This is a genomic window from Erwinia sp. JUb26, assembly GCF_003751505.1.
Taxonomy (GTDB): Bacteria; Pseudomonadota; Gammaproteobacteria; order Enterobacterales; family Enterobacteriaceae; genus Erwinia.
Window position 1 is genome coordinate 183,911 of record NZ_RJVB01000010.1, and the last position, 23,384, is coordinate 207,294.

The window sequence follows — 23,384 nt, forward strand, 5'->3', positions numbered from 1 at the left end:
CCCCGTCACGGTAAGAAGAAGACCTGCCACAGCAGATGACGGAACACCGGCATCAGCGGGTGGAACTGAATGGCAATAAAGCTGCCGATGGCTAACACCAGCATAACAGGTGCCAGCCAGCGCAGACGGGATGCAGGCAGATACGGCGTTGCCCAGTCATGTTGCTTTTTCACCCGCAGCCAGCGCCAGCTCAGCCAGAAGCCCAGCCACACCACCATCGCCACCAGCAGTAAAATCCACTTGAACAGCGCACTGCTGGCATCTTTCGGCACGTCAATCGCCACCCCGGCGAGAATGCCCGGCAGCAAATAGAGTGGCGGCCACAGCAGGCAGCCGACGATATTCGGCGGTAAAAACTTGCGCACCGGCAGTTCCAGCATGCCGGCAACCAGCGGGATCAGCGGACGCGTGGGTCCGATAAAGCGACCGACGATAATGGTAAACATGCTGTGCTCGTGCAGCGCATGCTCGGTTTTATCCATCAGTTTCTGGTGTCGTTTGATAAACGACCAGCGGTGCAGCGGCCCCTTGAACTGCCAGCCGATAAAGTAAGAGATCCAGTCTCCAAGCAGGCAGCCAATAATCCCCGCCGCCCAGGCGGGATACAGCGCCACCTGTCCGCTGCCAATCAGCGCACCAAAGGAAGCCATCAGCACGGTACCGGGAAGCAGCAGCCCCACCAGCGCCAGAGATTCTAAAAAAGTCACCAGCCCAACGGCCAGCAGCGACCACGCCAGCGATTGGGTAATTAAGTGTTGCAGCCAGGCTTCCATAATGTTCCAAACCGATTTCAGGACTTCGGATTGTCCTGAGAGAGTTAAAAAGCGTCAAGGCCAGATTTGTATAAGAATGCATAGCGGCGAGAGATTAAGCGCCCCACAGGCGAACACTGTATAAATAAACATGCTATTATAGCGTAATGAACAGCATGATGAGGTCAGGGTGAATAACGCACAAGCAGGCTTTCTGTTAACCCGCCACTGGCGCGATACGCCGTCAGGCAGCGAAGTCACCCTGTGGCTGGCCACCGACAGCGGCCCGCAGTGCGTGGTGCTGCCGCCGCAGGAGTCGGTTGCCTTTCTCCCCGCCGAACAGCAGGCTGCCGCCAGCGCACTGTTGGTGGGTGAGCGCGACTGGCGTTTTGGCCCGCTTAATCTGAAAGATTTCCGCCAGCGTCCGGTCGTCGGCCTGTACTGCAAACAGCATCGCCAGTTGATTAAGCTGGAAAAGCTGCTGCGCGAGAACGGCATTGCCCTGTTTGAGGCGGATGTGCGCCCGCCGGAGCGCTTTCTGATGGAGCGCTTTATTACTGCCGCCGTCTGGTTCAGCGGTCAGCCCGCCGGTGCCCGGCTGGTGAATACCCGCTTAAAGCCCCACCCCGACTATAGCCCGCCGCTGAAGTGGGTATCACTGGATATTGAGACTACACAACACGGTGAACTTTACTGCATCGGCCTTGAGGGCTGCGGTCAGCGCGATGTGTATATGCTTGGCCCGGAGAACGGCGACGCCAGCCAGCTCGACTTTAATCTGGAATACGTTTCCAGCCGCCCGCAGCTGCTGGAAAAACTCAACGACTGGTTTGCCCGCCACGATCCCGACGTGCTGATCGGCTGGAACGTGGTGCAGTTCGATCTGCGGGTGCTGCAAAAGCACGCCGACCGCTACGGCATTCCGCTGCGCCTGGGGCGTGGCAGCAGTAACGTGCTGGAGTGGCGCGAGCACGGCTTCAAGCCCGGCGTATTCTTCGCCCAGGCCAGCGGGCGGCTCATTATCGACGGCATCGAAGCGCTGAAATCCGCCTTCTGGAACTTCGACTCCTTCAGCCTGGAGGCCGTTTCCCGCGAGCTGCTCGGCGAGGGCAAGGCGATTAACAATCCCTGGCAGCGCATGGAGGAGATCAACCAGCGTTTTGCCGAAGATAAACCGGCGCTGGCGCACTACAACCTCAAGGACTGCGAGCTGGTCACGCGCATTTTCCAGCACACCGATCTGATGCCGTTTTTGCTGGAACGCGCGTCGGTCAACGGTCTGGCGGTGGATCGCCACGGCGGCTCGGTAGCGGCCTTCGGCCATCTCTATCTGCCGCGTATGCACCGCGCCGGCTTCGTTGCGCCTAACCTCGGCGAGATAGCTCCGGAGGCCAGCCCCGGCGGCTACGTCATGGACTCGCGCCCCGGCCTGTACGATTCTGTGCTGGTACTGGACTATAAAAGCCTGTACCCGTCAATTATCCGCACCTTCCTGATCGACCCGGTGGGCCTGGTCGAGGGCATGGCGCATCCCGGCGATGCGGATTCCGTGCCCGGCTTTCGCGGCGCGCGCTTCTCCCGCAGCAATCACTGCCTGCCAGACATCGTCAGCCAGATTTGGGCGGGCCGCGAGGCGGCAAAAAAACAGGGCAACAAACCGCTGTCACAGGCGCTGAAAATCATTATGAATGCGTTTTACGGCGTGCTGGGCACCAGCGCCTGCCGCTTCTTCGATCCGCGCCTCGCCTCCTCCATTACCCTGCGCGGCCACGAGATCATGCGTCAGACCCGTGAGCTGATCGAAGCGGAAGGCTATGACGTCATCTACGGCGATACCGATTCGACCTTCGTCTGGCTGAAATCACCACATGATGAACAACAGGCCGGCGCCATTGGCCAGCGGCTGGTGGAGAAAGTGAATCAGTGGTGGCAGCAGCATGTGAGTGAGGAATACGGCCTGACCAGCGCGCTGGAGCTGGAGTATGAAACCCACTTCAGCCGTTTTCTGATGCCCACCATCCGCGGCGCGGAACAGGGCAGTAAAAAGCGCTATGCCGGCATGGTGAAAAACAGCGGCGGCGAAAAGATGATTTTTAAAGGTCTGGAAACGGTTCGCACCGACTGGACGCCGCTGGCGCAAAAATTCCAGCAGGAGCTGTATCTGAAAATTTTCAAACAGCAGCCCTATCAGGATTACATTCGCGAAACGGTCAGAAAACTGCTGGACGGTGAGCTGGATGAGCAGCTGGTTTACAGCAAGCGGCTACGCCGGCCGCTCGGTGACTATCAGCGAAATGTGCCGCCGCACGTACGCGCCGCCCGCATTGCCGACGACGTAAATCAGAAGCTTGGGCACCCGATGCAGTATCAGAACGGCGGCAAGATCCGCTATGTGATTGCCACCTCAGGCCCGGAGCCGCTGGAGGCACGCACCACGCCGCTGGACTACGATCACTACCTGACCCGTCAGCTGCAGCCGGTCGCCGATGGCATCCTGCCGTTCCTCGAAGATGACTTTGCTGCACTGGTCACCGGACAGCTGGGGCTTTTTTGACAGGTGACGAACGGGCCACCTTCCAGTACCATAGCGCCCTTCCTCAAATAACTCGTTCTGACATGCACGCCGGGCAGATTCTGCCGGGGCGTTATACTATTGCCTGAAACTGACTACACGAAAATCGAGCCGAATATTTATGCCTTTTACACTTGGTCAACGCTGGATAAGCGATACGGAAAGCGAACTGGGATTAGGAACTGTGGTTGCCGTTGATACCCGAATGGTGACGCTGTTATTCCCCGCAACGGGCGAAAATCGCCTTTATGCCAGAAATGATTCGCCTATCACTCGCGTCGTATTTAATCCGGGCGATACCATTACCAGCCACGAGGGCTGGCAGCTGGAAGTTGACGAAGTGCAAACCAATAACGGCGTGGTGAGTTATTTCGGTACCCGCCTCGACACCGGTGAAACAAACGTACGCCTGAGCGAAGTGATGCTGGACAGCAAGCTGGTGTTTGGCAAGCCGCAGGATCGCCTGTTCGCCGGGCAGCTTGACCGCATGGACCGCTTTGCGCTGCGCTTCCGCGCGCGCAAATACCAGAGCGAGCAATACCGCCTGGCGACCAGCGGCCTGCGCGGGATGCGCACCAGCCTGATCCCACACCAGCTGCATATTGCCCACGATGTGGGTCGCCGCCATGCGCCGCGCGTGCTGCTGGCGGATGAGGTGGGGTTAGGGAAAACCATCGAAGCCGGTATGATCATCCACCAGCAGCTGCTGGCAGGCCGCGCCGAACGCATCCTGATCGTGGTGCCGGAAACCCTACAGCATCAGTGGCTGGTCGAAATGCTGCGCCGCTTTAACCTGCGCTTCGCGCTGTTTGACGATGCGCGCTATGCCGAAGCCCAGCTCGACAGCGATAACCCGTTTGATACCGAGCAGATGATTATCTGTTCGCTGGACTTCGTGCGCCGCAATAAACAGCGTCTTGAGAAGCTGGCCGATGCCGAATGGGATCTGATGGTGGTTGATGAAGCCCATCACCTCGTGTGGTCAGAAGACGCCCCAAGCCGTGAATATCAGGTGATTGAGCAGCTGGCCGAGCATATCCCGGGCGTGCTGCTACTGACCGCCACGCCGGAACAGCTGGGCATGGAGAGCCACTTCGCCCGTCTGCGCCTGCTGGACCCGAACCGCTTCCATGATTTCGCGCAGTTTGCCGAAGAGCAGAAGCACTTCCGCCCGATCGCCGATGCGGTATCGATGCTGCTGGCAGATAAAACCATCGGCAACGCTGAGATGAACCTGATCAACGACCTGATGGGCGAGCAGGATATCGAGCCACTGCTGCAGGTTGCCAACAGCGATCGCGAAGGCAAGCAGGCCGCCCGCAAAGAGCTGATCAGCATGCTGATGGACCGCCACGGCACCAGCCGCGTACTGTTCCGTAACACCCGTAACGGTGTGAAAGGCTTCCCGAAACGCGAACTGCATCAAATTCGCCTGCCGCTGCCAACCCAGTATCAGACGGCGATTAAAGTGTCCGGCATTATGGGCGCGCGCAAATCCGCCGACGAACGCGCCCGCGATATGCTGTATCCGGAGCAGATTTATCAGGAATTTGAAGGCGACAGCGGCACCTGGTGGAACTTCGACCCGCGCGTTGAATGGCTGATGGGCTACCTCACCAGCAACCGCGACCAGAAAGTGCTGGTGATCTGTGCCAAAGCCGCCACCGCGCTGCAGCTGGAGCAGGTGCTGCGCGAGCGTGAAGGTATTCGCGCCGCCGTCTTCCACGAAGGCCTGTCGATTATTGAACGTGACCGCGCGGCGGCCTGGTTTGCCTCCGAAGAGGACGGCGCTCAGGTTCTGCTGTGCTCCGAAATCGGTTCAGAAGGCCGTAACTTCCAGTTCGCCAGCAAGCTGGTGATGTTCGATCTGCCGTTTAACCCGGATCTGCTGGAGCAGCGTATCGGCCGTCTGGACCGTATCGGTCAGGCGCACGACATCGAGATCCACGTTCCCTACCTGGAAAAAACCGCCCAGTCGGTGCTGGTGAAGTGGTATCACGAAGGGCTGGATGCGTTTGAGCACACCTGCCCGACCGGTCGCACCATTTATGACAGTGCCTATGATCCGCTGATCGCCTATCTGGCCTCACCGGAAAATCAGGATGGCATGGATGACTTTATCCACGAATGCCGCAAGCAGCACGACGCGCTGAAATCCCAGCTGGAGCAGGGCCGCGATCGCCTGCTGGAGCTCAACTCCAACGGCGGCGAGCAGGCGCAGGCGCTGGCCGACCTGATTTCCGAGCAGGATAATGACGTTGAGCTGGTTAACTTCGCGCTGAACCTGTTCGACATCGTCGGTATCAATCAGGAAGACCGCAGCGACAACCTGATCGTGCTGACCCCGGGCGATCATATGCTGGTGCCGGACTTCCCAGGGCTGCCGGAAGACGGCTGCACCATCACCTTTGACCGCAACCAGGCGCTGTCGCGTGAAGATGCACAGTACGTCAGCTGGGAGCATCCGATCATCCGCAACGGCCTGGATCTGATCCTCTCCGGCGATACCGGCAGCTGCGCGCTGTCGCTGCTGAAGAACAAGGCGCTGCCCGTCGGCACCCTGCTGCTGGAGCTGATCTACGTAGTGGAAGCCCAGGCGCCTAAGCATCTGCAGCTGACCCGCTTCCTGCCGCCAACGCCGGTGCGTATGCTGGTTGACAGCAAAGGCAACAACCTCGCCAGCAAGGTGGAGTTCGAAAGCTTTAACCGCCAGTTGAACGCGGTGAACCGCCATACCGGCAGCAAGCTGGTAAACGCGGTGCAGCAGAACGTGCACGAGATCATCAAGCTTTCTGAAGAGCAGGCCGAAGTGGAAGCGCGCAAGCTGATCGATGCCGCCCGGGTAGAAGCGAACGAGAAGCTGAGCGCCGAACTGTCGCGTCTGGAAGCGCTGAGCGCGGTCAATCCGAATATCCGTCAGGATGAGATTGATGCGCTGGAAAGCAATCGTGAGCAGGTGCTGGCGAATCTGGATCAGGCCGGCTGGCGTCTGGACGCGTTGCGTCTGATCGTTGTCACCCACCAGTAAGTCAAAAGAGCGGGCCAGCCCGGCTGGCCCCAGGCAGAGAAATGATGATGGAACCCTACAACCCGCCGCTTGAGCCCTGGCTACATATTCTCTACCAGGATCAGCATATTATGGTGGTGAATAAGCCCAGCGGCCTGCTGTCGGTTCCCGGACGCCTGGAGGAACACAAGGACAGCGTGATGACGCGCGTCCAGCGTGATTTCCCGGCGGCAGAATCCGTGCATCGCCTGGATATGGCCACCAGCGGTGTGATCGTCGTGGCGCTTAACAAGGACGCAGAACGTGAGCTGAAGCGCCAGTTCCGCGAACGCGAGCCGCAGAAAACCTACGTCGCCCGCGTCTGGGGGCATCCGCAGCCGGAAAGCGGCCTGGTGGATCTGCCGCTGATTTGCGACTGGCCTAACCGGCCTAAGCAGAAGGTGTGTTTTGAAACCGGAAAATCGGCGCAGACCGAGTATCAGGTGCTGGACTATGCTGCCGACAACAGCGCGCGCGTGCAGTTAAAACCGATTACCGGGCGCTCCCACCAGCTGCGCGTGCATATGCTGGCGCTGGGGCACCCAATACTCGGCGATCGCTTCTACGCGCACGACGAGGCCAGAGAGATGGCCCCCCGCCTGCAGCTGCATGCGGAGAGCCTGAGCATCACGCATCCGCAGTTCGGCACGCCGATGACCTTCCGCCAGCCCGCCGATTTTTGATGCGGAGTACGTGAGGATTTTTAACACCGCCCAGGCCTGAAAACTACTTAAATCCTTTCTCGCGCTTGATCAGGTCGTACGCGGCCTGAATTTCCTGCGCTTTCTGCTTGGCCATTTCCATCATCTGCGGCGGTAATCCTTTGGCCACCAGCTTGTCGGGATGATGCTCGCTCATCAGCTTGCGGTAGGCGCGCTTGATAGTGGTGGCGTCATCGCTGCTCTTCACCCCGAGTACACTACAGGCATCGTCCAGCGTCGGCCCACGGCTGCCGGGTGCGTAACCGCCCTGTGACGAACCGCCGCCCTGGTAACCACCGCCGCCAAACTGCTGGCCGCTTTCCATCATGCGTAAGAACTGATCGAACTGAACGCGGGAAATCCCCAGTTCTTCTGCAATCACGTACAGGACCTGACGCTCGTTGGGATGCAATGAACCGTCGGCAAACGCCGCCTGAATCTGAATTTCCAGAAACATGCGAATCAAATCAAAGCGGCCAAAGCAGGCGCTGCGCAGTTCGCGAAGCTTATCCCTTAACGGATAATCGCCCTCTTTGCCTTCGCGAAAGGCACGCTGTGCGGCGGTGCGCGCTTCGCCATGTAGCTGCATGCGATCCATCAGCAACGAAGCCATCTGGATATCCGCGTCGGTCACCCGCCCTTTTGACTTGGTCAGATGCCCCATAACCTGGAAGGTGGTGCGGAAGAACAGCGCCTGGCGGGTCTGCTGATTCGCAAAATATCCCTGCTGCCGGGTCGCGCTCGCGCGGTCAACCAGATGGCCAACCAGCAGACCGATCACCAGTCCCCAAAACCCCGCGCCGGATAACAAACCCAGCACAAGACCCAATACTTTTCCCCAATAGCGCATATACTCCTCAATTCGCCATGCTGAAGGCTAAAAATTGCATTATCATACCTGTCATTCACCCCATAGCCTATTGGCAACACGGTCAAACAACCAGAAGTATCCCTGTTTGGTTGAAGCGGACAGACAAAGAGTTAACGTAAGCGAGCGGCCGCCCTCCTGAAAGATGGTGGGTATGACTGGCGCAATCCAGTTGAGTACGTTAGTCTCTGACGGTTTGTCGGCATGATGCCAGTGACCACGGAATTTTCGATACCGCGTATGAAAAAAAGTCTACCTACATTGCTGGCAACCCTAATCGGTTCAGCGCTGTACAGCCAGCAAGGACTGGCCGATGACCTCGCATCTCAATGTATGCTGGGTGTACCTAGTTACGACCGTCCTCTGGTACAGGGGAAAACCAACGAACTGCCGGTCACCATTGATGCCGACAAAGCACAGGGAAACTACCCGGATAACGCGGTATTCACCGGTAACGTCGATATTCAGCAGGGCAACAGCCGCCTGCAGTCCGACGAAGTTCAGCTGCACCAGAAAACGGTGCAGGGGCAGACCACGCCAACCCGCACCGTGGATGCGCTCGGTAACGTGCGCTATGACGATAATCAGGTGATCCTGAAAGGTCCAAAAGCCTGGTCAAATCTGAATACTAAAGACACCAACGTCTGGAACGGCAACTACCAGATGGTGGGCCGTCAGGGGCGCGGCGATGCCGATCAGATGAAGCTGCGCGGTGAGAACCGCTACACCATTCTGGAAAACGGCACCTTTACGTCTTGCCTTCCGGGCCAGAACAGCTGGAGCGTGGTGGGTTCAGAAGTGATCCACGATCGCGAAGAACAGCTGGCTGAGATCTGGAACGCCCGCTTTAAGATCGGCCCGGTCCCGGTGTTCTACAGCCCTTACCTGCAGCTGCCGGTGGGCGATAAACGCCGCTCAGGCTTCCTGATCCCAAATGCAAAATACGGCAGCAGCAGCGGCTTTGAATTTATGCTGCCGTACTACTGGAATATCGCGCCGCAGGCCGATGCCACGCTGACGCCGCACTACATCAGCCGCCGTGGTATGCAGTGGCAGAATGAATTCCGCTATCTGACCGGTGTGGGCACCGGCCTGATGGAATTCGACTACATGAACTCCGATGACGTTTACAATCGTGAGCATGCGGACGATAAAGATTCGAACCGCTGGCTGTTCCACTGGCGCCATTCCGGCGTTTACGAGCAGAACTGGCGCTTCAACGCAGACTACACCAAAGTCAGCGACCCGTATTACTTTACCGACCTCGACTCCACCTACGGTTCTACCACCGACGGCTACGTGACGCAGAAATTCAGCGTGGGCTATGCGGAAAAGAACTGGGATGCCACGCTGTCGACCAAACAGTTCCAGATCTTCTCGACCAACTCCACGCGTAATATCTACCGCGCGGAGCCGCAGTTTGACTTCAACTACTACAAAAATGATATCGGTCCGTTCGATACGCATGTCTACGCGCAGGCGGTGAAGTTCACCAACGTCAACGGTGAATATCCCGACGCCACGCGTTTACATCTGGAACCGACCATCGGTCTGCCGCTGTCTAACCGCTGGGGCAGCCTGAATACCGAAGCCAAACTGCTGGCCACCCACTACGAGCAGAATGACGTCGATTATTTTAACTCGCTGAGCCAGAACAAAGACAACCAGCTGAAAAACTCGGTTAACCGCGTCATGCCGCAGTTTAAGATCGACGGCAAGATGGTCTTTGACCGCGATATGAACTGGTCGCCGGGCTACACGCAGACGCTGGAACCGCGGATGCAGTACCTGTATATCCCGTATCGCGACCAGAGCAACATCAACGCCTATGACTCCACGCTGCTGCAAAGCGACTACACCGGCCTGTTCCGCGACAAGACCTACAGCGGCCTGGATCGCATCGCGTCGGCTAACCAGCTGACCACCGGTGTGACTACGCGAATTTTTGATAACGATCTGGTTGAACGTTTTAACGCTTCCATTGGTCAAATCTACTCGTTTACCCCGGCACGCACCGGATTAAACTATACGGATGATGACGATCGAGGCAGCCTGGTGTGGGCCGGCGATACCTACTGGAAAATCAGCGATCGTTGGGCAGCGCGCGGTGGACTGCAGTATGACACCCGTCTGGACAACGTTTCACAGGGTAACGCCGTGCTGGAATGGCGTCGGGATGCTGACCGCATGGTGCAGCTGAACTACCGCTATACCAGCGAAGAGTATATTCAGCAAACGCTGACTCAGTATACTAACCCGCTGTACCAGGAAGGTATTTCTCAGGTGGGTGCCACAGCAAGCTGGCCTATTGCTGATGCCTGGTCCGTAGTCGGTGCGTGGTATTACGATACCAAAGCGAATCAGCCAGCCGATCAGCTGGTGGGCATTCAGTACAGCTCATGCTGCTATGCGATTCGCCTCGGTTATGAACGTAAAATCACCAGCTGGGAAGACGACAGCAGTAAGTATGATAATAAAGTCTCGTTCAACATTGAGCTGCGTGGCCTCAGCCCGAGTTATGGCTTAGGTACCGGTCAAATGCTGCGTCAGGGCATCCTGCCTTATCAACGCGCTTTCTGATGTTGTAATGTTTGATATGCCAACCCGCATTGCGGATAGGAAGAATGGAAAAAGTATGAAGAACTGGAGAATGCTGATCCTCGGTGCAGCTCTGACAGCCAGCACCGCGTTCGCAGCCCCGCAGGTAGTTGATAAAGTCGCTGCTGTTGTTAACAACGGCGTAGTCTTAGAAAGTGATGTGGACGGCATGATGCAGTCCGTTAAAGGTCAGGCACAGCAGGCAGGACAGCAGCTACCCGATGACAAAACGTTACGCCATCAGATTATTGAACGTCTGATTATGGATAACATTCTCCTGCAGATGGCTAAACAGGCGGGCGTGCAGATCAGCGATGCCCAGCTGGACCAGGCCATTGGCAATATCGCCGCACAGAATAAAATGAGCGCCGATCAGCTGCGTAGCCGTCTGGCTTATGACGGCATCAACTACGCCACCTATCGTGAGCAGATCCGCAAAGAGATGCTGACCTCTGAAGTGCGCAATAACGAAGTGCGCCGCCGTGTGACCATTCTGCCGCAGGAAGTTGATTCCCTGGCAACGCAGATGGCCGCGCAGAACGACGCGGGCACCGAGCTGAACCTCAGCCACATTCTGCTGCCGCTGCCGGAAAATCCGTCCCAGCAGCAGGTTGACGAGCAGGAAGCCCTGGCGCGTAAGCTGGTTGAAGAAGCTAAGGGTGGCGCTGACTTCGGCAAAATGGCCATCACCTACTCCGCCGATCCTCAGGCGCTGAAGGGCGGTAACATGGGCTGGGGCCGTATTCAAGAGCTGCCTTCCCTGTTTGGTCAGGCGCTGATCACCGCGAAGAAAGGCGACGTTATCGGCCCAATCCGTTCCGGTGTCGGCTTCCATATCCTTAAAGTGAACGACATGCGCGGCGACAGCCAGAGCATTTCCGTTACCGAAGTGCATGCCCGCCATATTCTGCTGAAGCCATCGCCGATTATGACCGACGACCAGGCGCGCCAGAAGCTGCAGGAAGTGGCTAACGAAATCAACAGCGGCAAGCTGACCTTTGCAAATGCGGCGAAACAGCTGTCGCAGGATCCGGGTTCGGCGAATCAGGGCGGCGATCTGGGCTGGGCTTCTCCGGAAACCTTCGACCCGGCCTTCCGTGATGCGCTGCTGCGTCTGCAAAAAGGCCAAATGAGCGCCCCGGTTCACTCCTCCTTCGGCTGGCATTTAATCCAGCTGCTGGACACACGCCAGGTTGATAAAACCGACGCGGCGAAGAAAGAGCGAGCTTACCGCCTGCTGTTCAACCGTAAGTTTGCGGAAGAAGCGCAGACCTGGATGCAGGAAGAGCGCGCCGCTGCCTACGTGAAGATTCTCGATGCCAATGCGCAATAACCTTCGCGTCGTTATCACTCCCGGCGAACCCGCCGGGATTGGTCCCGATTTAATCGTTCAGCTGGCCCAGCAGGCCTGGCCGGTTGAACTGGTTATCTGTGCCGACTCCGAGCTGCTGCGCACCCGCGCGGCAGCTTTGCATTTACCCCTGACCCTGCGTGAATACCAGCCGGACACGCCCGCTCAGCCGCAAAGCGCGGGTACGCTGACGGTATTACCCCTGCCGCTGGCGCAGGCGGTAACCGCCGGTGAGCTGTGTGTGGACAACAGCCATTACGTGCTGGCCTCCCTCGCCCGCGCCTGTGACGGCTGCCTTAGTGGTGAATTTGCCGCGCTAATCACCGGCCCGGTGCACAAGGGCGTGATTAACGATGCCGGGATCCCGTTCAGCGGCCATACCGAATTCTTTGCCGAACGCGCGGGCTGCGATCGCGTGGTAATGATGCTGGCAACGGAAGAGCTGCGTGTGGCGCTGGCAACCACGCACCTGCCGCTGAAGGATGTGTCCGCCGCGATTACCCGCGAAAGCCTGCACGAAGTGATCACGATCCTGCATGCCGACCTGCAAAGTAAGTTTGGCAGCCGCGAGCCGCATATCCTGGTCTGCGGGCTGAATCCCCACGCCGGAGAAGGCGGCCATATGGGTCGCGAAGAAATTGATACCATTATCCCGGCGCTGGACGAACTGCGCCAGCGTGGGATTAACCTGACCGGCCCGCTTCCTGCCGACACGCTGTTCCAGCCTAAATATCTGCAACAGGCGGACGCCGTGCTCGCGATGTATCACGATCAGGGCCTTCCGGTGCTAAAATATCAGGGCTTTGGCCGCGCGGTGAACATCACCCTCGGTCTGCCATTTATCCGCACGTCTGTCGATCACGGTACAGCTCTTGAGCTGGCCGGGAGCGGTCAGGCCGATGCGGGCAGCTTTAAAACGGCGCTTAACCTCGCCATCACCATGATTAAGAGCAGTAATGAATAATCGCGTCCATCAGGGCCATTTTGCCCGCAAACGTTTCGGCCAGAACTTCCTTAACGATCAGTATATTATCGACTGTATTGTCAACGCCATCCACCCTCAGCGCGGCGAGGCGATTGTTGAAATCGGCCCCGGTCTTGGCGCACTGACCGAACCGGTTGGCGAGCGCATTGATGAAATGACCGTAGTGGAAATTGACCGCGATCTGGCTGCACGCCTGCAGACTCATCCGTTCCTTGGCCCGAAGCTGACAATCTTCCAGCAGGATGCCATGACCTTTGATTTTGCGGCGCTCGCCGCAGAAAAAGGTCAGCCGCTGCGCGTGTTCGGCAACCTGCCGTATAATATTTCCACGCCGCTGATGTTCCACCTGTTCAGCTACGTGGGTTCCATTCGCGACATGCACTTTATGCTGCAAAAGGAAGTGGTGAATCGTCTGGTTGCCGGTCCGGGCAGTAAGGCGTATGGTCGTCTGACGGTGATGGCGCAGTATTACTGCCAGGTGATCCCGGTTCTGGAAGTGCCGCCGGAGTCTTTCACCCCGGCGCCGAAAGTGGATTCCGCCGTGGTCCGCCTGATGCCATACGCCACGCTGCCACATCCGGTTGAGAGCGTGCGGGTGCTGAGCCGCATCACCACCGAAGCCTTCGGCAAGCGCCGTAAAACGCTGCGCAACAGCCTGGGCCATCTGTTCACGGCGGAAGCGCTGGAAGAGATGAACATCGATGCCACCCTGCGCGCCGAGAACATCACGGTGGCGCAGTACTGCCAGCTGGCTAACTGGTTATCTGCGAATCCACAGCCGCAGGAGAGCTGAAAATGAATGATACGCCCCGTGTATGTGTCCAGGTGCAGAGTGTCTATATTGAGTCGCAGTCCGCGCCCGATGAAGATCGCTATGTTTATGCCTACACCATCACCATCCGTAATCTGGGGCGTAGTTCAGTTCAGCTGCTTGGCCGTTACTGGCTGATCACCAACGGTAACGGCCGGGAAACCGAAGTTCGGGGCGAAGGCGTTATCGGTGAACAGCCGCATATTGAACCCGGCGGCGAATACCAGTACACCAGCGGTGCGGTGCTGGAAACGCCGATGGGGACCATGCAGGGCCACTATCAGATGGTGGATAGCGAAGGCGAAAAACTGCGGGTGGATATTCCGGTATTTCGTTTGGCCATCGCCAGCCATATTCATTAATCCGCTCTTTTCCCTTCAGCCCGCAGTGCCCTGCTTATCAGCCGGGAACGCCAGGGCTGCTTGCTTATTTTCAGGACAGATGCATGAGTACTTATCTAATCGGGGATGTTCACGGCTGCTATGACGAGCTGCGCTCGCTGCTGGATCAGGTGGCTTTCGACCCGCAACAGGACGAGTTGTGGCTAACCGGTGATTTAGTGGCACGCGGCCCGGCCTCGCTGGATGTGCTGCGGTTTGTGCGCTCGCTGGGCGACAGCGTGAGGCTGGTGCTGGGCAACCACGATCTGCATCTGCTGGCGGTGTATGCCGGTATCAGCCGCAACAAGCCGAAAGATCGCATCACTCCCCTGCTACAGGCAGATGATGCCGACGAGCTGATCAACTGGCTGCGTCGCCAGCCGCTGCTGCAGGTCGATGAAGAGAAAAAGCTGGTGATGGCGCATGCGGGCATCACGCCGCAGTGGGATATTGCAACCGCAAAAATGTGCGCGCGCGAAGTGGAATCGGTACTGAGCAGCGATACCTACCCGCTGTTCCTGGATGCGATGTACGGCGATATGCCGAACAACTGGTCGCCGGAGCTGACCGGCCTGGCGCGTCTGCGCTTTAGCAGCAACGCGCTGACGCGGATGCGCTTCTGCTTCCCCAACGGCCAGCTGGATATGATCAGTAAAGAGTCGCCGGAAAGCGCGCCACCGCCGCTTAAACCCTGGTTTAACATTCCTGGCCCGGTATCGCGTGAGTACACCATCGTATTCGGTCACTGGGCGTCGCTGGAAGGCAAAGGCACACCGGAAGGGATTATCGGTCTGGACACCGGCTGCTGCTGGGGCGGCACGCTGACCATGCTGCGCTGGGAAGATAAGCGGATTTTCACTCAGGTATCAAACCGCGAAAGCGAGATCCTGTAAGTACGGCCCTCATCAAAGCAAAGGGCGGACCTCACGGTCCGCCCTTTCTTATTTCACGCGATTAACGGCGTTCGTTAGCGGCGATCTAAAATCTCAAAGCAGAAGCTGTGGGAGTTCTTCTCGTCGGCATCGTGGAACTCGCTGAACGTTGACTGCCATTCGTCCGGTTCGTAGTCCGGGAAATGCGTATCCCCTTCCACTTCCGCATCGATATGGGTCAGATACAGACGGTCGGCACGCGACAGCAGCTGTTCGTAAATACGCCCACCGCCAATCACCATCAGCTCCTCGACTTCACCGGCAGCCTTCAGCGCATCGTCGATAGAGGTCACCCAGGTTACCCCTTCCGCATCGCCTTTTTTACTGCTGATCACGATATTCAGACGACCCGGCAGCGGGCGACCAATCGATTCCCAGGTGCGACGCCCCATCACCACCGGCTTGTTCAGGGTGTGCCGCTTAAACCAGGCCAGATCCGCCGGCAGATGCCACGGCATGGCATTTTCCATCCCAATTACTCGATCGGCCGCCAGGGCCGCAATCAGGCTAATCATCATATAAAACTCAACAGGGGTAAAATTGGCGCCATCATACGGAAAGGCGAAAGTTTCGTCGATAGCAAAGCGTCGCTTATTCAGTAAAGGTTTATCAGGTTATCGATTGCGTCACTTTCCCCGCGATTTTCACCATGAAATTCCCCAACGGCGTGCTAAAATTCCGCTTTCGTTAAGATGCAGACCACATTCATGTTAGAAACCAGTTTATTTGTCGCCACCATTGCGGCACTGGGGATGCTCTCTCCCGGACCCGATTTTTTCCTGATTATCAAAAACGCCGCCCGCTATCGTCGCAGCGCGGCGCTGATGAGCGCGCTCGGCGTCAACTGCGCCGTCGCCACCCATATGGCCTACTGCGTCGCCGGGCTGGCGGTGGTGATCACCACCACGCCGTGGCTGTTTATGCTGCTGAAATACGCCGGTGCGGCCTACCTGATTTATATCGGCATTCAGGCGCTGATTTCGCGCGGCGGCAGCAAGATGGACCTCAGCAACGTCGCCCCGGAACAGGCTTCGCTGAAAAAGGCCTTCCTGCAGGGCTATCTGTGCAATCTGCTGAACCCCAAGGCCACGCTGTTCTTCCTGTCGATTTTTACCCAGGTGCTGAACGTGAATTCCGACATCGGTGAAAAGCTACTGTATGCCGGTATTATCCTCGGCCTTTCAACACTGTGGTGGCCGTTGCTGGTTGTACTGATCCAGAGCGCACCGGTGCGCCGCGGCCTGGCGAAAGCCCAGCGCATCGTTGATAAACTGCTGGGCGGCGTACTGATCGCGCTGGGCATCAAGGTCGCGCTTTCCTGACGGCTACAGGCGAACCTGGCTGTCCGCATCAAACAGCTGCACTCTTGCCACATCCAGCGCAATACCGAGGGTATCCCCGGCCTGTGCGCCGGAGCGCAGCGTGCTGTAAATCATCAGTGGAATGCCGTGCAGCGTACCGTGTATCAGCTCGGACAGCCCGGTCGGCTCCACCAGCGACACCTGGAGCGGCAGCGCCCCCTCATCGGCCAGATCGCACAGCGTGATGTTTTCCGGGCGAATGCCGTAAATCACTTCTTTACCTGCCACGATGTCGTCGCGCTCGCCCAGCGGCAGCACCACCCGGCCATTAACCTCCACGCACGCGCCGCAATCCCCCCGCTGCATCCGCCCGTTAATAAAGTTCATCGGCGGTGAACCAATAAAGCTGGCGACAAATTTATTCGCCGGTGTGTCATACAGCTCCAGCGGCGTGCCCACCTGCTGGATCACCCCGTGATTCAGCACCACGATGCGGTCGGCCAGCGTCATCGCCTCCACCTGATCGTGGGTGACGTAAACGATAGTGTTGCTCAGCTGCTGATGCAGTTTTTTTATCTCCACCCGCATCTGGCCGCGCAGCTGGGCATCGAGGTTGGAGAGCGGTTCATCAAACAGAAACACCTGCGGCTGGCGCACAATCGCCCGCCCCATCGCCACGCGCTGGCGCTGTCCACCGGACAGTTCTTTTGGCCGCCGGTCCAGCAGGTGCGTCAGGCTGAGGATCTCCGCCGCGCGCTGCACCGCCGCCTCAATTTCCGCCTTCGGGCGCTTTTGCACCTCCAGGCTAAAGCCCATGTTTCGCGCCACGGTCAGGTGCGGATAGAGCGCATAGCTCTGAAATACCATCGAGATATCACGATCCTTCGGCGCCACCTGATTCATCAGGCGACTGCCGATGCGAATATCCCCGCTGCTGGCCAGCTCCAGCCCGGCGATGGTGCGCAGCAGCGTGGATTTCCCGCAGCCCGACGGCCCCACCAGTACCACAAACTCACCGTCGGCGATGGTCAGATCGATATTGCGTAGCACCTCAACGTTGCCGTAGCGCTTCTGGATTTGTGACAGAGAAATTTGAGCCATAATAATTATCCTTTTACCGCGCCAGCCGTCAGCCCCTGGATCAGGTAGCGCTGAATGAAGGCGAAAAACAGACAGGCGGGGATCAGCGCCAGCACCGCGGCGGCCATCATATCTCCCCAGGAAACGGCGAATTTAGACACGAAGCTCAGCAGCCCGACCGGGAAGGTCATCACTTCGTTTTTATTAATCAGCATCAGCGAGAACAGCAGCTCGCTCCAGGCGGCGGTAAAGACGAACCCCAGCGTGGCCGCCATGCCCGGCAGAGTCAGCGGCATCAGCACCCGATACAGCGCCTGGAAACGGGTGCAGCCTTCCAGCATTGCCGACTCTTCCAGATCTTTGGGAATGGCATCGAAAAACGACTGCATCAGAAACGTGGCAAACGGCACGTTAAACGCGCTGTAAACCAGGATCAGCCCCAGCAGGCTGTTGGTCAGCCCCAGCGGAGCCATGACTTTGTAAATCGGGGCCAGAATCATCACCAGCGGAAACATCTGAGTAAACAGCAGCGCCGCGGCCATCACCGTTTTGCCGCGAAAGCCAAAGCGGGAAAACGCGTAGCCCGCAGCGGCCGCCACCACCGTCGACAGCGCGGCGGTACCGAATGAAACTATCAGGCTGTTAGTGAAAAACGTTGGGAAGTCACTCTCCACCAGCACCCGGCGAAAGTGATCCAGAGTCAGCGCCGCAGGCCACAGCCGGACGCCCTCGCTGAACAGCAGCGCATCCGGTGTCAGCGATATTTTGATTACCCAGTACAGCGGGAACAGCGAAAAGATCAGATAGCACAGGATACCGGCACGATGGCCCATCAAACGTAACAGCGCACTCATCGTCGCCTCCTTATTTCAACAGACGCTGGCGGATGCGCAGCAGTACCAGCGCATAGCAGGTCATCAGCACCAACAGGAATACCGCCATCGCCGAGGCATAGCCGAAGTCCAGCTTGCGATAGGCGGTGGTAAAGATATAGCTGGAGAGGATCGAGGTGGAACCGGCGGGGCCGCCGTCGGTCATCACCACGATCAGATCGGCAAAGTTGGCGATCCAGATGGTTCGCAGCATCACGGTAATGGCGATCATCGGGGCCAGGAACGGCAACGTAACGCGCTTAAACTGCTGCCAGCCGCTGGCACCGTCCATCGACGCAGCTTCGTAGAGATCCTTCGGAATCGACTGCAGGGCAGCAAGCAGGGTGATGGCAAAAAACGGAATGCCAAACCAGACGTTGGCGATCACCGGCCCGTACAGTGCCAGCTGCGGGTCGGAGAGGATATTGTACGGCTCGCTGAGCACGTGCAGATCCACCAGCCAGTGCGGCAAAATACCGATTACCGGGTTAAGCAGCCACGACCAGGTCAGGCCGGATAAAAATGCCGGTACCGCCCACGGCAGAAACACCAGCGCCTGCGCCCAGCGACGCAGCGGGAACTCGCGGTTCAGCAGCAGCGCCAGGCCCAGACCCAGCGCGAACTGCAGCGCCAGCGAGGTCAGCGTCCAGTTGACGGTGTGGCCCAGCGCCTTGAAGAAGCGCCGATCGTCAAACATCTGGCGGAAGTTATCCAGCCCGACCCAGCCGCTGTCCATGGGATTCAGCAACTGAATATTCTGGAAGGCATAGGAAATGCCGATCATCATCGGCACGAAAATAAACAGCCCGATCAGCACCAGCGTCGGGCTGAGGTAAAGCCACGGCTCGGCCAGCATGCGCAGACGAGCAAAGCGCGGGGCGCTGGCGACGCGGCCAGCGGGAGTATCAAGCATCATAGGGCGTCTCCGTAAAGGCTCCCGCCTGCGCGGGAGTCACTGTTATTGCGTGGCAAGCCAGGCCTTCTGCTCTTTGGTCAGGTATTTCGCCCAGTCCTTGACCATGGATTCCGTATCGTTCTGATCCAGCAGGGTTTCCTGCGAGCTTTCCTTCACAATCACCGAGTTAAAGTAGCCCCAGCCTTTCAGGTGCGTCGGCATGGTCAGCGGCACGTAGTTCGGGCTGTTCAGCTCGGCAAACCAGCCGGCAAACTGCGGAGAATGGTAGTAAGGATCGTTTTCCGCGCCCTTATAGATTGGCAGCGTACCGACGAACTTCGACCAGGTGAGGTTGTTTGATTCGCTGCTGAGGAACTGGATCAGCTGCCAGGATTGATCCTTCTGTTTCGCCTGCTTGAACACCGACCAGCCGGTGTAGCCAATCGTCGGGAAGGCTTTGCCCGACGGGCCGACCGGCATCGGTGCCACGGCAAAGTCCTCAGCAGGCATGCTGTTTTTGATGGCGATCAGCGCGTCCGGATCCTGGTCGAGCATCGCGCATTTACCGGAGTAGAAGCCGGAGACGATCTCGTTAAAGCCCCAGTTCACGCTGTCTTTAGGCGCGCCGCCGCTCTGATACATATCCACCAGCAGCTGTGCGCCCTTCAAGGCACCGGGCTGAGTCAGCGTGCTGTTGCCCTGCTTATCGAAGAATTCCGGCGATCCGTTCATCGCCGCCATAAACATCATCCAGGCGTTGGTGCCGCCCACGCCGCCGCGCATGCAGTAGCCGCTGATGCCGTTGCCCAGCGCGCTGATTTTCTTCGCATCGGCCACGAACTCATCCATGGTTTTCGGCGCTTCGCTGAGGCCCGCCTGCTGGAACAATTTCTTGTTCCAGAACATCGCGCGCAGATAGAAGCCGTAAGGGATCATCGTCGCTTTACCGTTGGCGGCGCGCGCCATCGCCAGCGCCTTGTCGGTCAGCTGCGGCGTGGCGGACCAGCTTTTCAGCTGCGGCTCCAGGTCTTCCAGCATGTTGTTGCTGGCGTACAGCCCCTGCCACGTATCCGGCATCTCCACCACGTCCGGCACCTGGCCGCTCTGCATCATGGTGCCCAGCTTTTCAAACGCCTGGCCCCACGGCAGCGAGATCACCTCGATTTCCGTTCCCGGATGCTGCTTCTTATAGTCCGTCAGCATCTCCTGCAAAACGGCGGTCCTTGCCGGGCTGGTGATCACCTCCACCAGCGTCAGTTTGGTGGCGGCCTGGCTGCAGACCGCGGCACCCATTCCCAGGGCGGCGACCACGCACTGGCATAACAAAGCGCGCATAGGATGTTGCATGATGATGACCTCAGGTTAGATGAAATATCCCGCCGGGCGGGGTTAGCGTGCGGCGGCAATCGCCTGCTGCAGGTCGAGCCACAACTCTTCCGTCTCTTCCAGACCGATAGAGACGCGCACCACGCGAGGCGATACGCCAAAATCGCGAGCGGAATTAAATTCTCCGGCCTGGTTCAGCACCGAAATCGCCGGCATCACCAGGCTTTCAAAACCGCCCCAGCTCACGCCCATATGGAACAGGCCGAGCGCATTGCAGAAACGAGGGATATCCACCGACTCATCCAGCTCGAAGGCGAACAGCCCGCTGTAGCCGCTGAGGGCGGAGGAAGACAGTGGTTCCAGGCCAGGGTGATAAACGCGGGTCACCTGAGGATGCGTCAATAGCTGGCGGGCAATGGTCAGCGCGCTCTCCTGATGCTGACGCATACGCAGCGGCAGCGTTCGCAGGCCGCGGATCAGCAGCCAGGCTTCGTTAGCCGACAGCTTGCCGCCGAGGAACGGGCTGACGCCGCTGGTGATAGCGGCAATGCGCTCGCGGCTGGCAATCACCAGCCCGGCGACCACATCACTGTGCCCGCTGATGTATTTAGAGGCGGAATGCACGACGATATCGATACCCAACGTCAGCGGTTTTTGATACAGCGGCGACGCCCAGCTGTTGTCGATAATCGTGGTAACGCCCATCGACTGCGCCAGTTCGGCCAGCGAACGCAGGTCCTGCTCGCCCATAACCCAGCTGCTCGGGCTTTCCAGATACAGCAATTTAGCGCCGGAGAGCGCCGCTTTTACTGACTCCAGCGACTCGCCGTCGACGAACTCGCTGCGGATGCGGAAGCGCTGGCAAAAGCCGCGCAGGAAACGATAGGTATCCGGGTAAACGTGATTGATGCATACCACTTTGTCACCGGGTGACACCACGCTGAGAATGGCGTTGCTGATCGCCGCCATGCCGCTGCTGAACGCCAGGCAGGCTTCACCCTGCTCCAGCTTCGCCACTTTTTCCTGCAGCTCTTTGACCGTCGGGTTATCCACGCGGGAATAGAGCGGCTGGTCGCTGTCGCCGCGAAAGCGGGCAATCATGCTGTCGTAGTCGCTGAAGCTGAACAGCGAAGACTGGTAAATCGGCGGCGATACGGCCCCTTTATCATGACGGGCATCGTGGGTGAGCTGGGTCTGGTCACTACGCTTTTCTGGCTGCATGGATCACGTCCTTCATGTCACGTTCGGTTATGTCGAGAATCAGATGGCTGACGCGCTTAGCCTCATCGGCATCGCGCTGGTGGATGGCCTCAAACAGCGTGCGGTGCAGCGGAAATGAGTCGCTGAACAGCGCCTGCTCGGGCGGGGATTCAAAAAAGGCGTGCAGGGTGTCGTACAGCCCCACCACCATATGCAGTAACAGCGGGTTGTGCGCCGCCTGGTAAATACTGGCGTGGAACAGCCAGTCCTCCGCACCGGCGGAACCGACGGCCAGGTGGACGCGCTCCATTTCCTGAAGCCGGCGTTCAATCAGCAGCAAGTCATCTACCGTGGCACGCACCGCCGCCAGCGAGCAGGATTCGGCCTCGATAATCCGGCGGACCTCCAGCGCGTGCAGCATGTTTTGTGAGTCGTTTTTAAAACGCAGCGACAGGAAGCTGTCATTGCTGGTGACCTCGGCCTGCAGAAAGGTGCCGCTGCCCTTACGCCGCACGATAATGCCCAGCGTTTCCCAGCGCTTCAGCGCTTCGCGTACCGTGTTGCGGCTGACGGCCAGCTGCTCTGCCAGAACGCGCTCCGGCGGTAGCCGCTCACCGATCTGCATTCCTGACTGCGCGACGTAGCGCGTTAGCGCATCCAGCACCAGCACGTCGCTATGCTGTACGGCTATCGGCGCCAGTGCGGCGGGAAGTAATGACATGCTGCCTCCTGAAATTGGTCCAACAACTCAACCTGTCAGAGACATTGCAAAGAGAGTGCCAAAAATTATATTCATGATTTAACTCGTTATTTATCTTTAATAAGAAAATCTTCTGAGCGGGAAAGGTGCAGAATTGCGAGGCGTTGCGCAGGGATTGAGCAAGGTGAGAGACATGTCTGAGGCAAGCGAGCAGAATCAGGGTGTGTAATAAAACGACAAAAAAACCTTGAACTAACCCATATTTGGGCATAGTTTAGAGCCTGGAGAAACAGCAGTGGATGCTATCTTTGTAGAACTTCCCCCGTTTGCACGTCATCGTGCTGACTATCTCACTGACGAAGCGTTCCGCAGTTTGCAGAATTTGCTCATGCTCTGCCCCACCTGCGGTGATGTGATCCAACACACCGGGGGGCTGCGTAAAATACGCGTGGGCGACAGCCATCGCCATAAGGGAAAACGCGGCGGCTCACGGATAATCTATTACTGGTGGCAGGAACAGGCACATTTTTTGCTGTTCACCATTTACAGCAAAGGTGAGATGGGCGATCTCTCGCCGTCCCAGCGCGAACACTTACGTGCGTTGCTGACATACCTGACGAAAGGATGATGATCACATGGAAAAACGCGATCTTTACGCGGAACTGGTTGAAGGGTTTGGCGCTCTGGCTGAACAGCAGCAGGGCAAGAAAACCCTGAAAACCCACCGTCTGACAGCCAGGGCCGAAATCGTGCTGGCACCGGAAGAGCTGCGCACTATTCGTGAAAATTTACAGCTTTCACAGGCGGTATTTGCGCAGTATTTGCAGACCGGGCTGACCACCTATCAGAACTGGGAGCAGGGGCGGGCAAAACCTAATAAGCAGGCGATTTTACTGATCCGCCTGATCGAGAATGAGTCCACCACGCTGGAGACGCTGGCAAAAATGGGTTAAAAAAAGGGCGACCAGAAAACTGGTCGCCCTTTAACGCCTGCGTAGCGGTCAGGCATGCCTG

At 58.1% G+C, this 23,384-nt stretch carries 21 protein-coding genes; 12 read left to right on the forward strand and 9 right to left on the reverse strand.

The features are described from left to right. Positions 1-5 precede the first annotated feature (5 nt). Entirely contained in the window at positions 6-773 is a 768-nt protein-coding gene (locus EC836_RS22450; protein ID WP_123337283.1) for a DedA family protein, read from the reverse strand. A 169-nt stretch (positions 774-942) separates the two neighbouring features. Between EC836_RS22450 and polB the strand changes: the two genes are divergently transcribed. The 3 genes from polB (at position 943) to rluA (ending at position 7,053) form a co-directional block, all read left to right on the forward strand. Then, the gene (gene polB / locus EC836_RS22455; RefSeq protein ID WP_123337285.1) at positions 943-3,306 is read left to right on the forward strand and encodes a DNA polymerase II; all 2,364 of its coding nucleotides are present in this window, start codon (positions 943-945) and stop codon (positions 3,304-3,306) included. 139 nt (positions 3,307-3,445) lie between these two features. Beyond that, the gene (rapA, locus tag EC836_RS22460; protein WP_123337287.1) at positions 3,446-6,352 is read left to right on the forward strand and encodes an RNA polymerase-associated protein RapA; all 2,907 of its coding nucleotides are present in this window, start codon (positions 3,446-3,448) and stop codon (positions 6,350-6,352) included. 41 nt (positions 6,353-6,393) lie between these two features. Then, positions 6,394-7,053: a bifunctional tRNA pseudouridine(32) synthase/23S rRNA pseudouridine(746) synthase RluA gene (rluA, locus tag EC836_RS22465; protein WP_123337289.1), complete on the forward strand. Its 660-nt coding sequence runs from the start codon at positions 6,394-6,396 to the stop codon at positions 7,051-7,053. A 43-nt stretch (positions 7,054-7,096) separates the two neighbouring features. Here the strand turns inward: rluA and djlA are convergent, their stop codons facing one another. Then, positions 7,097-7,921, reverse strand: a complete 825-nt coding sequence (djlA, locus tag EC836_RS22470) for a co-chaperone DjlA (protein ID WP_123337291.1) — start codon at positions 7,919-7,921, stop codon at positions 7,097-7,099. Between the two features lie 222 nt (positions 7,922-8,143). On the opposite strand from djlA, the gene lptD reads away from it, so the two are divergent. The 6 genes from lptD to apaH all read left to right on the forward strand — a co-directional run bounded on the left by lptD (position 8,144) and on the right by apaH (position 14,957). Next, on the forward strand, positions 8,144-10,519 hold the full coding sequence (lptD, locus tag EC836_RS22475) for an LPS assembly protein LptD (RefSeq protein WP_123337293.1): 2,376 nt from the start codon (positions 8,144-8,146) through the stop codon (positions 10,517-10,519). Positions 10,520-10,574: 55 nt separating this feature from the next. Then, positions 10,575-11,870, forward strand: a complete 1,296-nt coding sequence (gene surA, locus EC836_RS22480) for a peptidylprolyl isomerase SurA (protein WP_123337295.1) — start codon at positions 10,575-10,577, stop codon at positions 11,868-11,870. Then, complete coding sequence (gene pdxA, locus EC836_RS22485) at positions 11,860-12,852, forward strand: 4-hydroxythreonine-4-phosphate dehydrogenase PdxA (RefSeq protein WP_123337343.1); 993 nt, start codon at positions 11,860-11,862, stop codon at positions 12,850-12,852. Before surA ends, pdxA begins: the two co-directional genes overlap by 11 nt. After that, on the forward strand, positions 12,845-13,666 hold the full coding sequence (gene rsmA / locus EC836_RS22490; RefSeq protein ID WP_123337297.1) for a 16S rRNA (adenine(1518)-N(6)/adenine(1519)-N(6))-dimethyltransferase RsmA: 822 nt from the start codon (positions 12,845-12,847) through the stop codon (positions 13,664-13,666). Before pdxA ends, rsmA begins: the two co-directional genes overlap by 8 nt. A 2-nt stretch (positions 13,667-13,668) precedes the next feature. Next, positions 13,669-14,046, forward strand: coding sequence for a Co2+/Mg2+ efflux protein ApaG (apaG, locus tag EC836_RS22495; protein ID WP_123337299.1), 378 nt, complete (start codon positions 13,669-13,671; stop codon positions 14,044-14,046). An 83-nt stretch (positions 14,047-14,129) separates the two neighbouring features. Further along, on the forward strand, positions 14,130-14,957 hold the full coding sequence (gene apaH / locus EC836_RS22500; protein ID WP_123337301.1) for a bis(5'-nucleosyl)-tetraphosphatase (symmetrical) ApaH: 828 nt from the start codon (positions 14,130-14,132) through the stop codon (positions 14,955-14,957). Between the two features lie 74 nt (positions 14,958-15,031). Here the strand turns inward: apaH and folA are convergent, their stop codons facing one another. Next, positions 15,032-15,514, reverse strand: coding sequence for a type 3 dihydrofolate reductase (gene folA, locus EC836_RS22505; protein WP_199735264.1), 483 nt, complete (start codon positions 15,512-15,514; stop codon positions 15,032-15,034). Between the two features lie 189 nt (positions 15,515-15,703). On the opposite strand from folA, the gene EC836_RS22510 reads away from it, so the two are divergent. Then, the gene (locus EC836_RS22510) at positions 15,704-16,318 is read left to right on the forward strand and encodes a LysE family translocator (RefSeq protein WP_123337304.1); all 615 of its coding nucleotides are present in this window, start codon (positions 15,704-15,706) and stop codon (positions 16,316-16,318) included. Positions 16,319-16,321: 3 nt separating this feature from the next. Here EC836_RS22510 and EC836_RS22515 read toward each other — a convergent pair whose 3' ends face one another. Genes EC836_RS22515 through EC836_RS22540 form a run of 6 tightly spaced genes read right to left on the reverse strand, consistent with a single transcriptional unit; the run spans position 16,322 to position 22,391 of the window. Then, the gene (locus EC836_RS22515; protein WP_123337305.1) at positions 16,322-17,398 is read right to left on the reverse strand and encodes an ABC transporter ATP-binding protein; all 1,077 of its coding nucleotides are present in this window, start codon (positions 17,396-17,398) and stop codon (positions 16,322-16,324) included. 5 nt (positions 17,399-17,403) lie between these two features. Continuing rightward, positions 17,404-18,231: a carbohydrate ABC transporter permease gene (locus EC836_RS22520; RefSeq protein WP_123337307.1), complete on the reverse strand. Its 828-nt coding sequence runs from the start codon at positions 18,229-18,231 to the stop codon at positions 17,404-17,406. A gap of 10 nt (positions 18,232-18,241) precedes the next feature. Continuing rightward, a complete protein-coding gene (locus EC836_RS22525) occupies positions 18,242-19,165 on the reverse strand; it encodes a carbohydrate ABC transporter permease (RefSeq protein ID WP_123337309.1) in 924 nt (307 codons plus the stop codon). A 42-nt stretch (positions 19,166-19,207) separates the two neighbouring features. Then, positions 19,208-20,479: a sugar ABC transporter substrate-binding protein gene (locus EC836_RS22530; RefSeq protein WP_233599394.1), complete on the reverse strand. Its 1,272-nt coding sequence runs from the start codon at positions 20,477-20,479 to the stop codon at positions 19,208-19,210. 54 nt (positions 20,480-20,533) lie between these two features. After that, entirely contained in the window at positions 20,534-21,691 is a 1,158-nt protein-coding gene (locus EC836_RS22535; protein ID WP_123337313.1) for a PLP-dependent transferase, read from the reverse strand. Beyond that, a complete protein-coding gene (locus EC836_RS22540; protein WP_123337315.1) occupies positions 21,672-22,391 on the reverse strand; it encodes a FadR/GntR family transcriptional regulator in 720 nt (239 codons plus the stop codon). Before EC836_RS22540 ends, EC836_RS22535 begins: the two co-directional genes overlap by 20 nt. Positions 22,392-22,665: 274 nt before the next feature. Between EC836_RS22540 and EC836_RS22545 the strand changes: the two genes are divergently transcribed. Further along, positions 22,666-22,998, forward strand: a complete 333-nt coding sequence (locus tag EC836_RS22545) for a toxin (RefSeq protein ID WP_123337317.1) — start codon at positions 22,666-22,668, stop codon at positions 22,996-22,998. A 7-nt stretch (positions 22,999-23,005) separates the two neighbouring features. Next, positions 23,006-23,323, forward strand: coding sequence for a DNA-binding transcriptional regulator (locus EC836_RS22550; protein WP_123337319.1), 318 nt, complete (start codon positions 23,006-23,008; stop codon positions 23,321-23,323). Positions 23,324-23,384 lie beyond the last annotated feature (61 nt).

Excerpts from the sequence above, each read along its gene's own strand:
- EC836_RS22525 (WP_123337309.1), bottom strand. The coding sequence starts at position 19,165 with ATGATGCTTGATACTCCCGCTGGCCGCGTCGCCAGCGCCCCGCGCTTT.
- EC836_RS22450 (WP_123337283.1), bottom strand. The coding sequence starts at position 773 with ATGGAAGCCTGGCTGCAACACTTAATTACCCAATCGCTGGCGTGGTCG.
- rluA (WP_123337289.1), top strand. The coding sequence starts at position 6,394 with ATGATGATGGAACCCTACAACCCGCCGCTTGAGCCCTGGCTACATATT.
- lptD (WP_123337293.1), top strand. The coding sequence starts at position 8,144 with ATGATGCCAGTGACCACGGAATTTTCGATACCGCGTATGAAAAAAAGT.
- pdxA (WP_123337343.1), top strand. The coding sequence starts at position 11,860 with ATGCGCAATAACCTTCGCGTCGTTATCACTCCCGGCGAACCCGCCGGG.
- rapA (WP_123337287.1), top strand. The coding sequence starts at position 3,446 with ATGCCTTTTACACTTGGTCAACGCTGGATAAGCGATACGGAAAGCGAA.
- EC836_RS22530 (WP_233599394.1), bottom strand. The coding sequence starts at position 20,479 with ATGCGCGCTTTGTTATGCCAGTGCGTGGTCGCCGCCCTGGGAATGGGT.
- EC836_RS22510 (WP_123337304.1), top strand. The coding sequence starts at position 15,704 with ATGTTAGAAACCAGTTTATTTGTCGCCACCATTGCGGCACTGGGGATG.
- apaG (WP_123337299.1), top strand. The coding sequence starts at position 13,669 with ATGAATGATACGCCCCGTGTATGTGTCCAGGTGCAGAGTGTCTATATT.
- djlA (WP_123337291.1), bottom strand. The coding sequence starts at position 7,921 with ATGCGCTATTGGGGAAAAGTATTGGGTCTTGTGCTGGGTTTGTTATCC.
- EC836_RS22540 (WP_123337315.1), bottom strand. The coding sequence starts at position 22,391 with ATGTCATTACTTCCCGCCGCACTGGCGCCGATAGCCGTACAGCATAGC.
- folA (WP_199735264.1), bottom strand. The coding sequence starts at position 15,514 with ATGATGATTAGCCTGATTGCGGCCCTGGCGGCCGATCGAGTAATTGGG.
- EC836_RS22535 (WP_123337313.1), bottom strand. The coding sequence starts at position 21,691 with ATGCAGCCAGAAAAGCGTAGTGACCAGACCCAGCTCACCCACGATGCC.
- rsmA (WP_123337297.1), top strand. The coding sequence starts at position 12,845 with ATGAATAATCGCGTCCATCAGGGCCATTTTGCCCGCAAACGTTTCGGC.
- surA (WP_123337295.1), top strand. The coding sequence starts at position 10,575 with ATGAAGAACTGGAGAATGCTGATCCTCGGTGCAGCTCTGACAGCCAGC.
- apaH (WP_123337301.1), top strand. The coding sequence starts at position 14,130 with ATGAGTACTTATCTAATCGGGGATGTTCACGGCTGCTATGACGAGCTG.
- EC836_RS22515 (WP_123337305.1), bottom strand. The coding sequence starts at position 17,398 with ATGGCTCAAATTTCTCTGTCACAAATCCAGAAGCGCTACGGCAACGTT.
- EC836_RS22520 (WP_123337307.1), bottom strand. The coding sequence starts at position 18,231 with ATGAGTGCGCTGTTACGTTTGATGGGCCATCGTGCCGGTATCCTGTGC.
- EC836_RS22550 (WP_123337319.1), top strand. The coding sequence starts at position 23,006 with ATGGAAAAACGCGATCTTTACGCGGAACTGGTTGAAGGGTTTGGCGCT.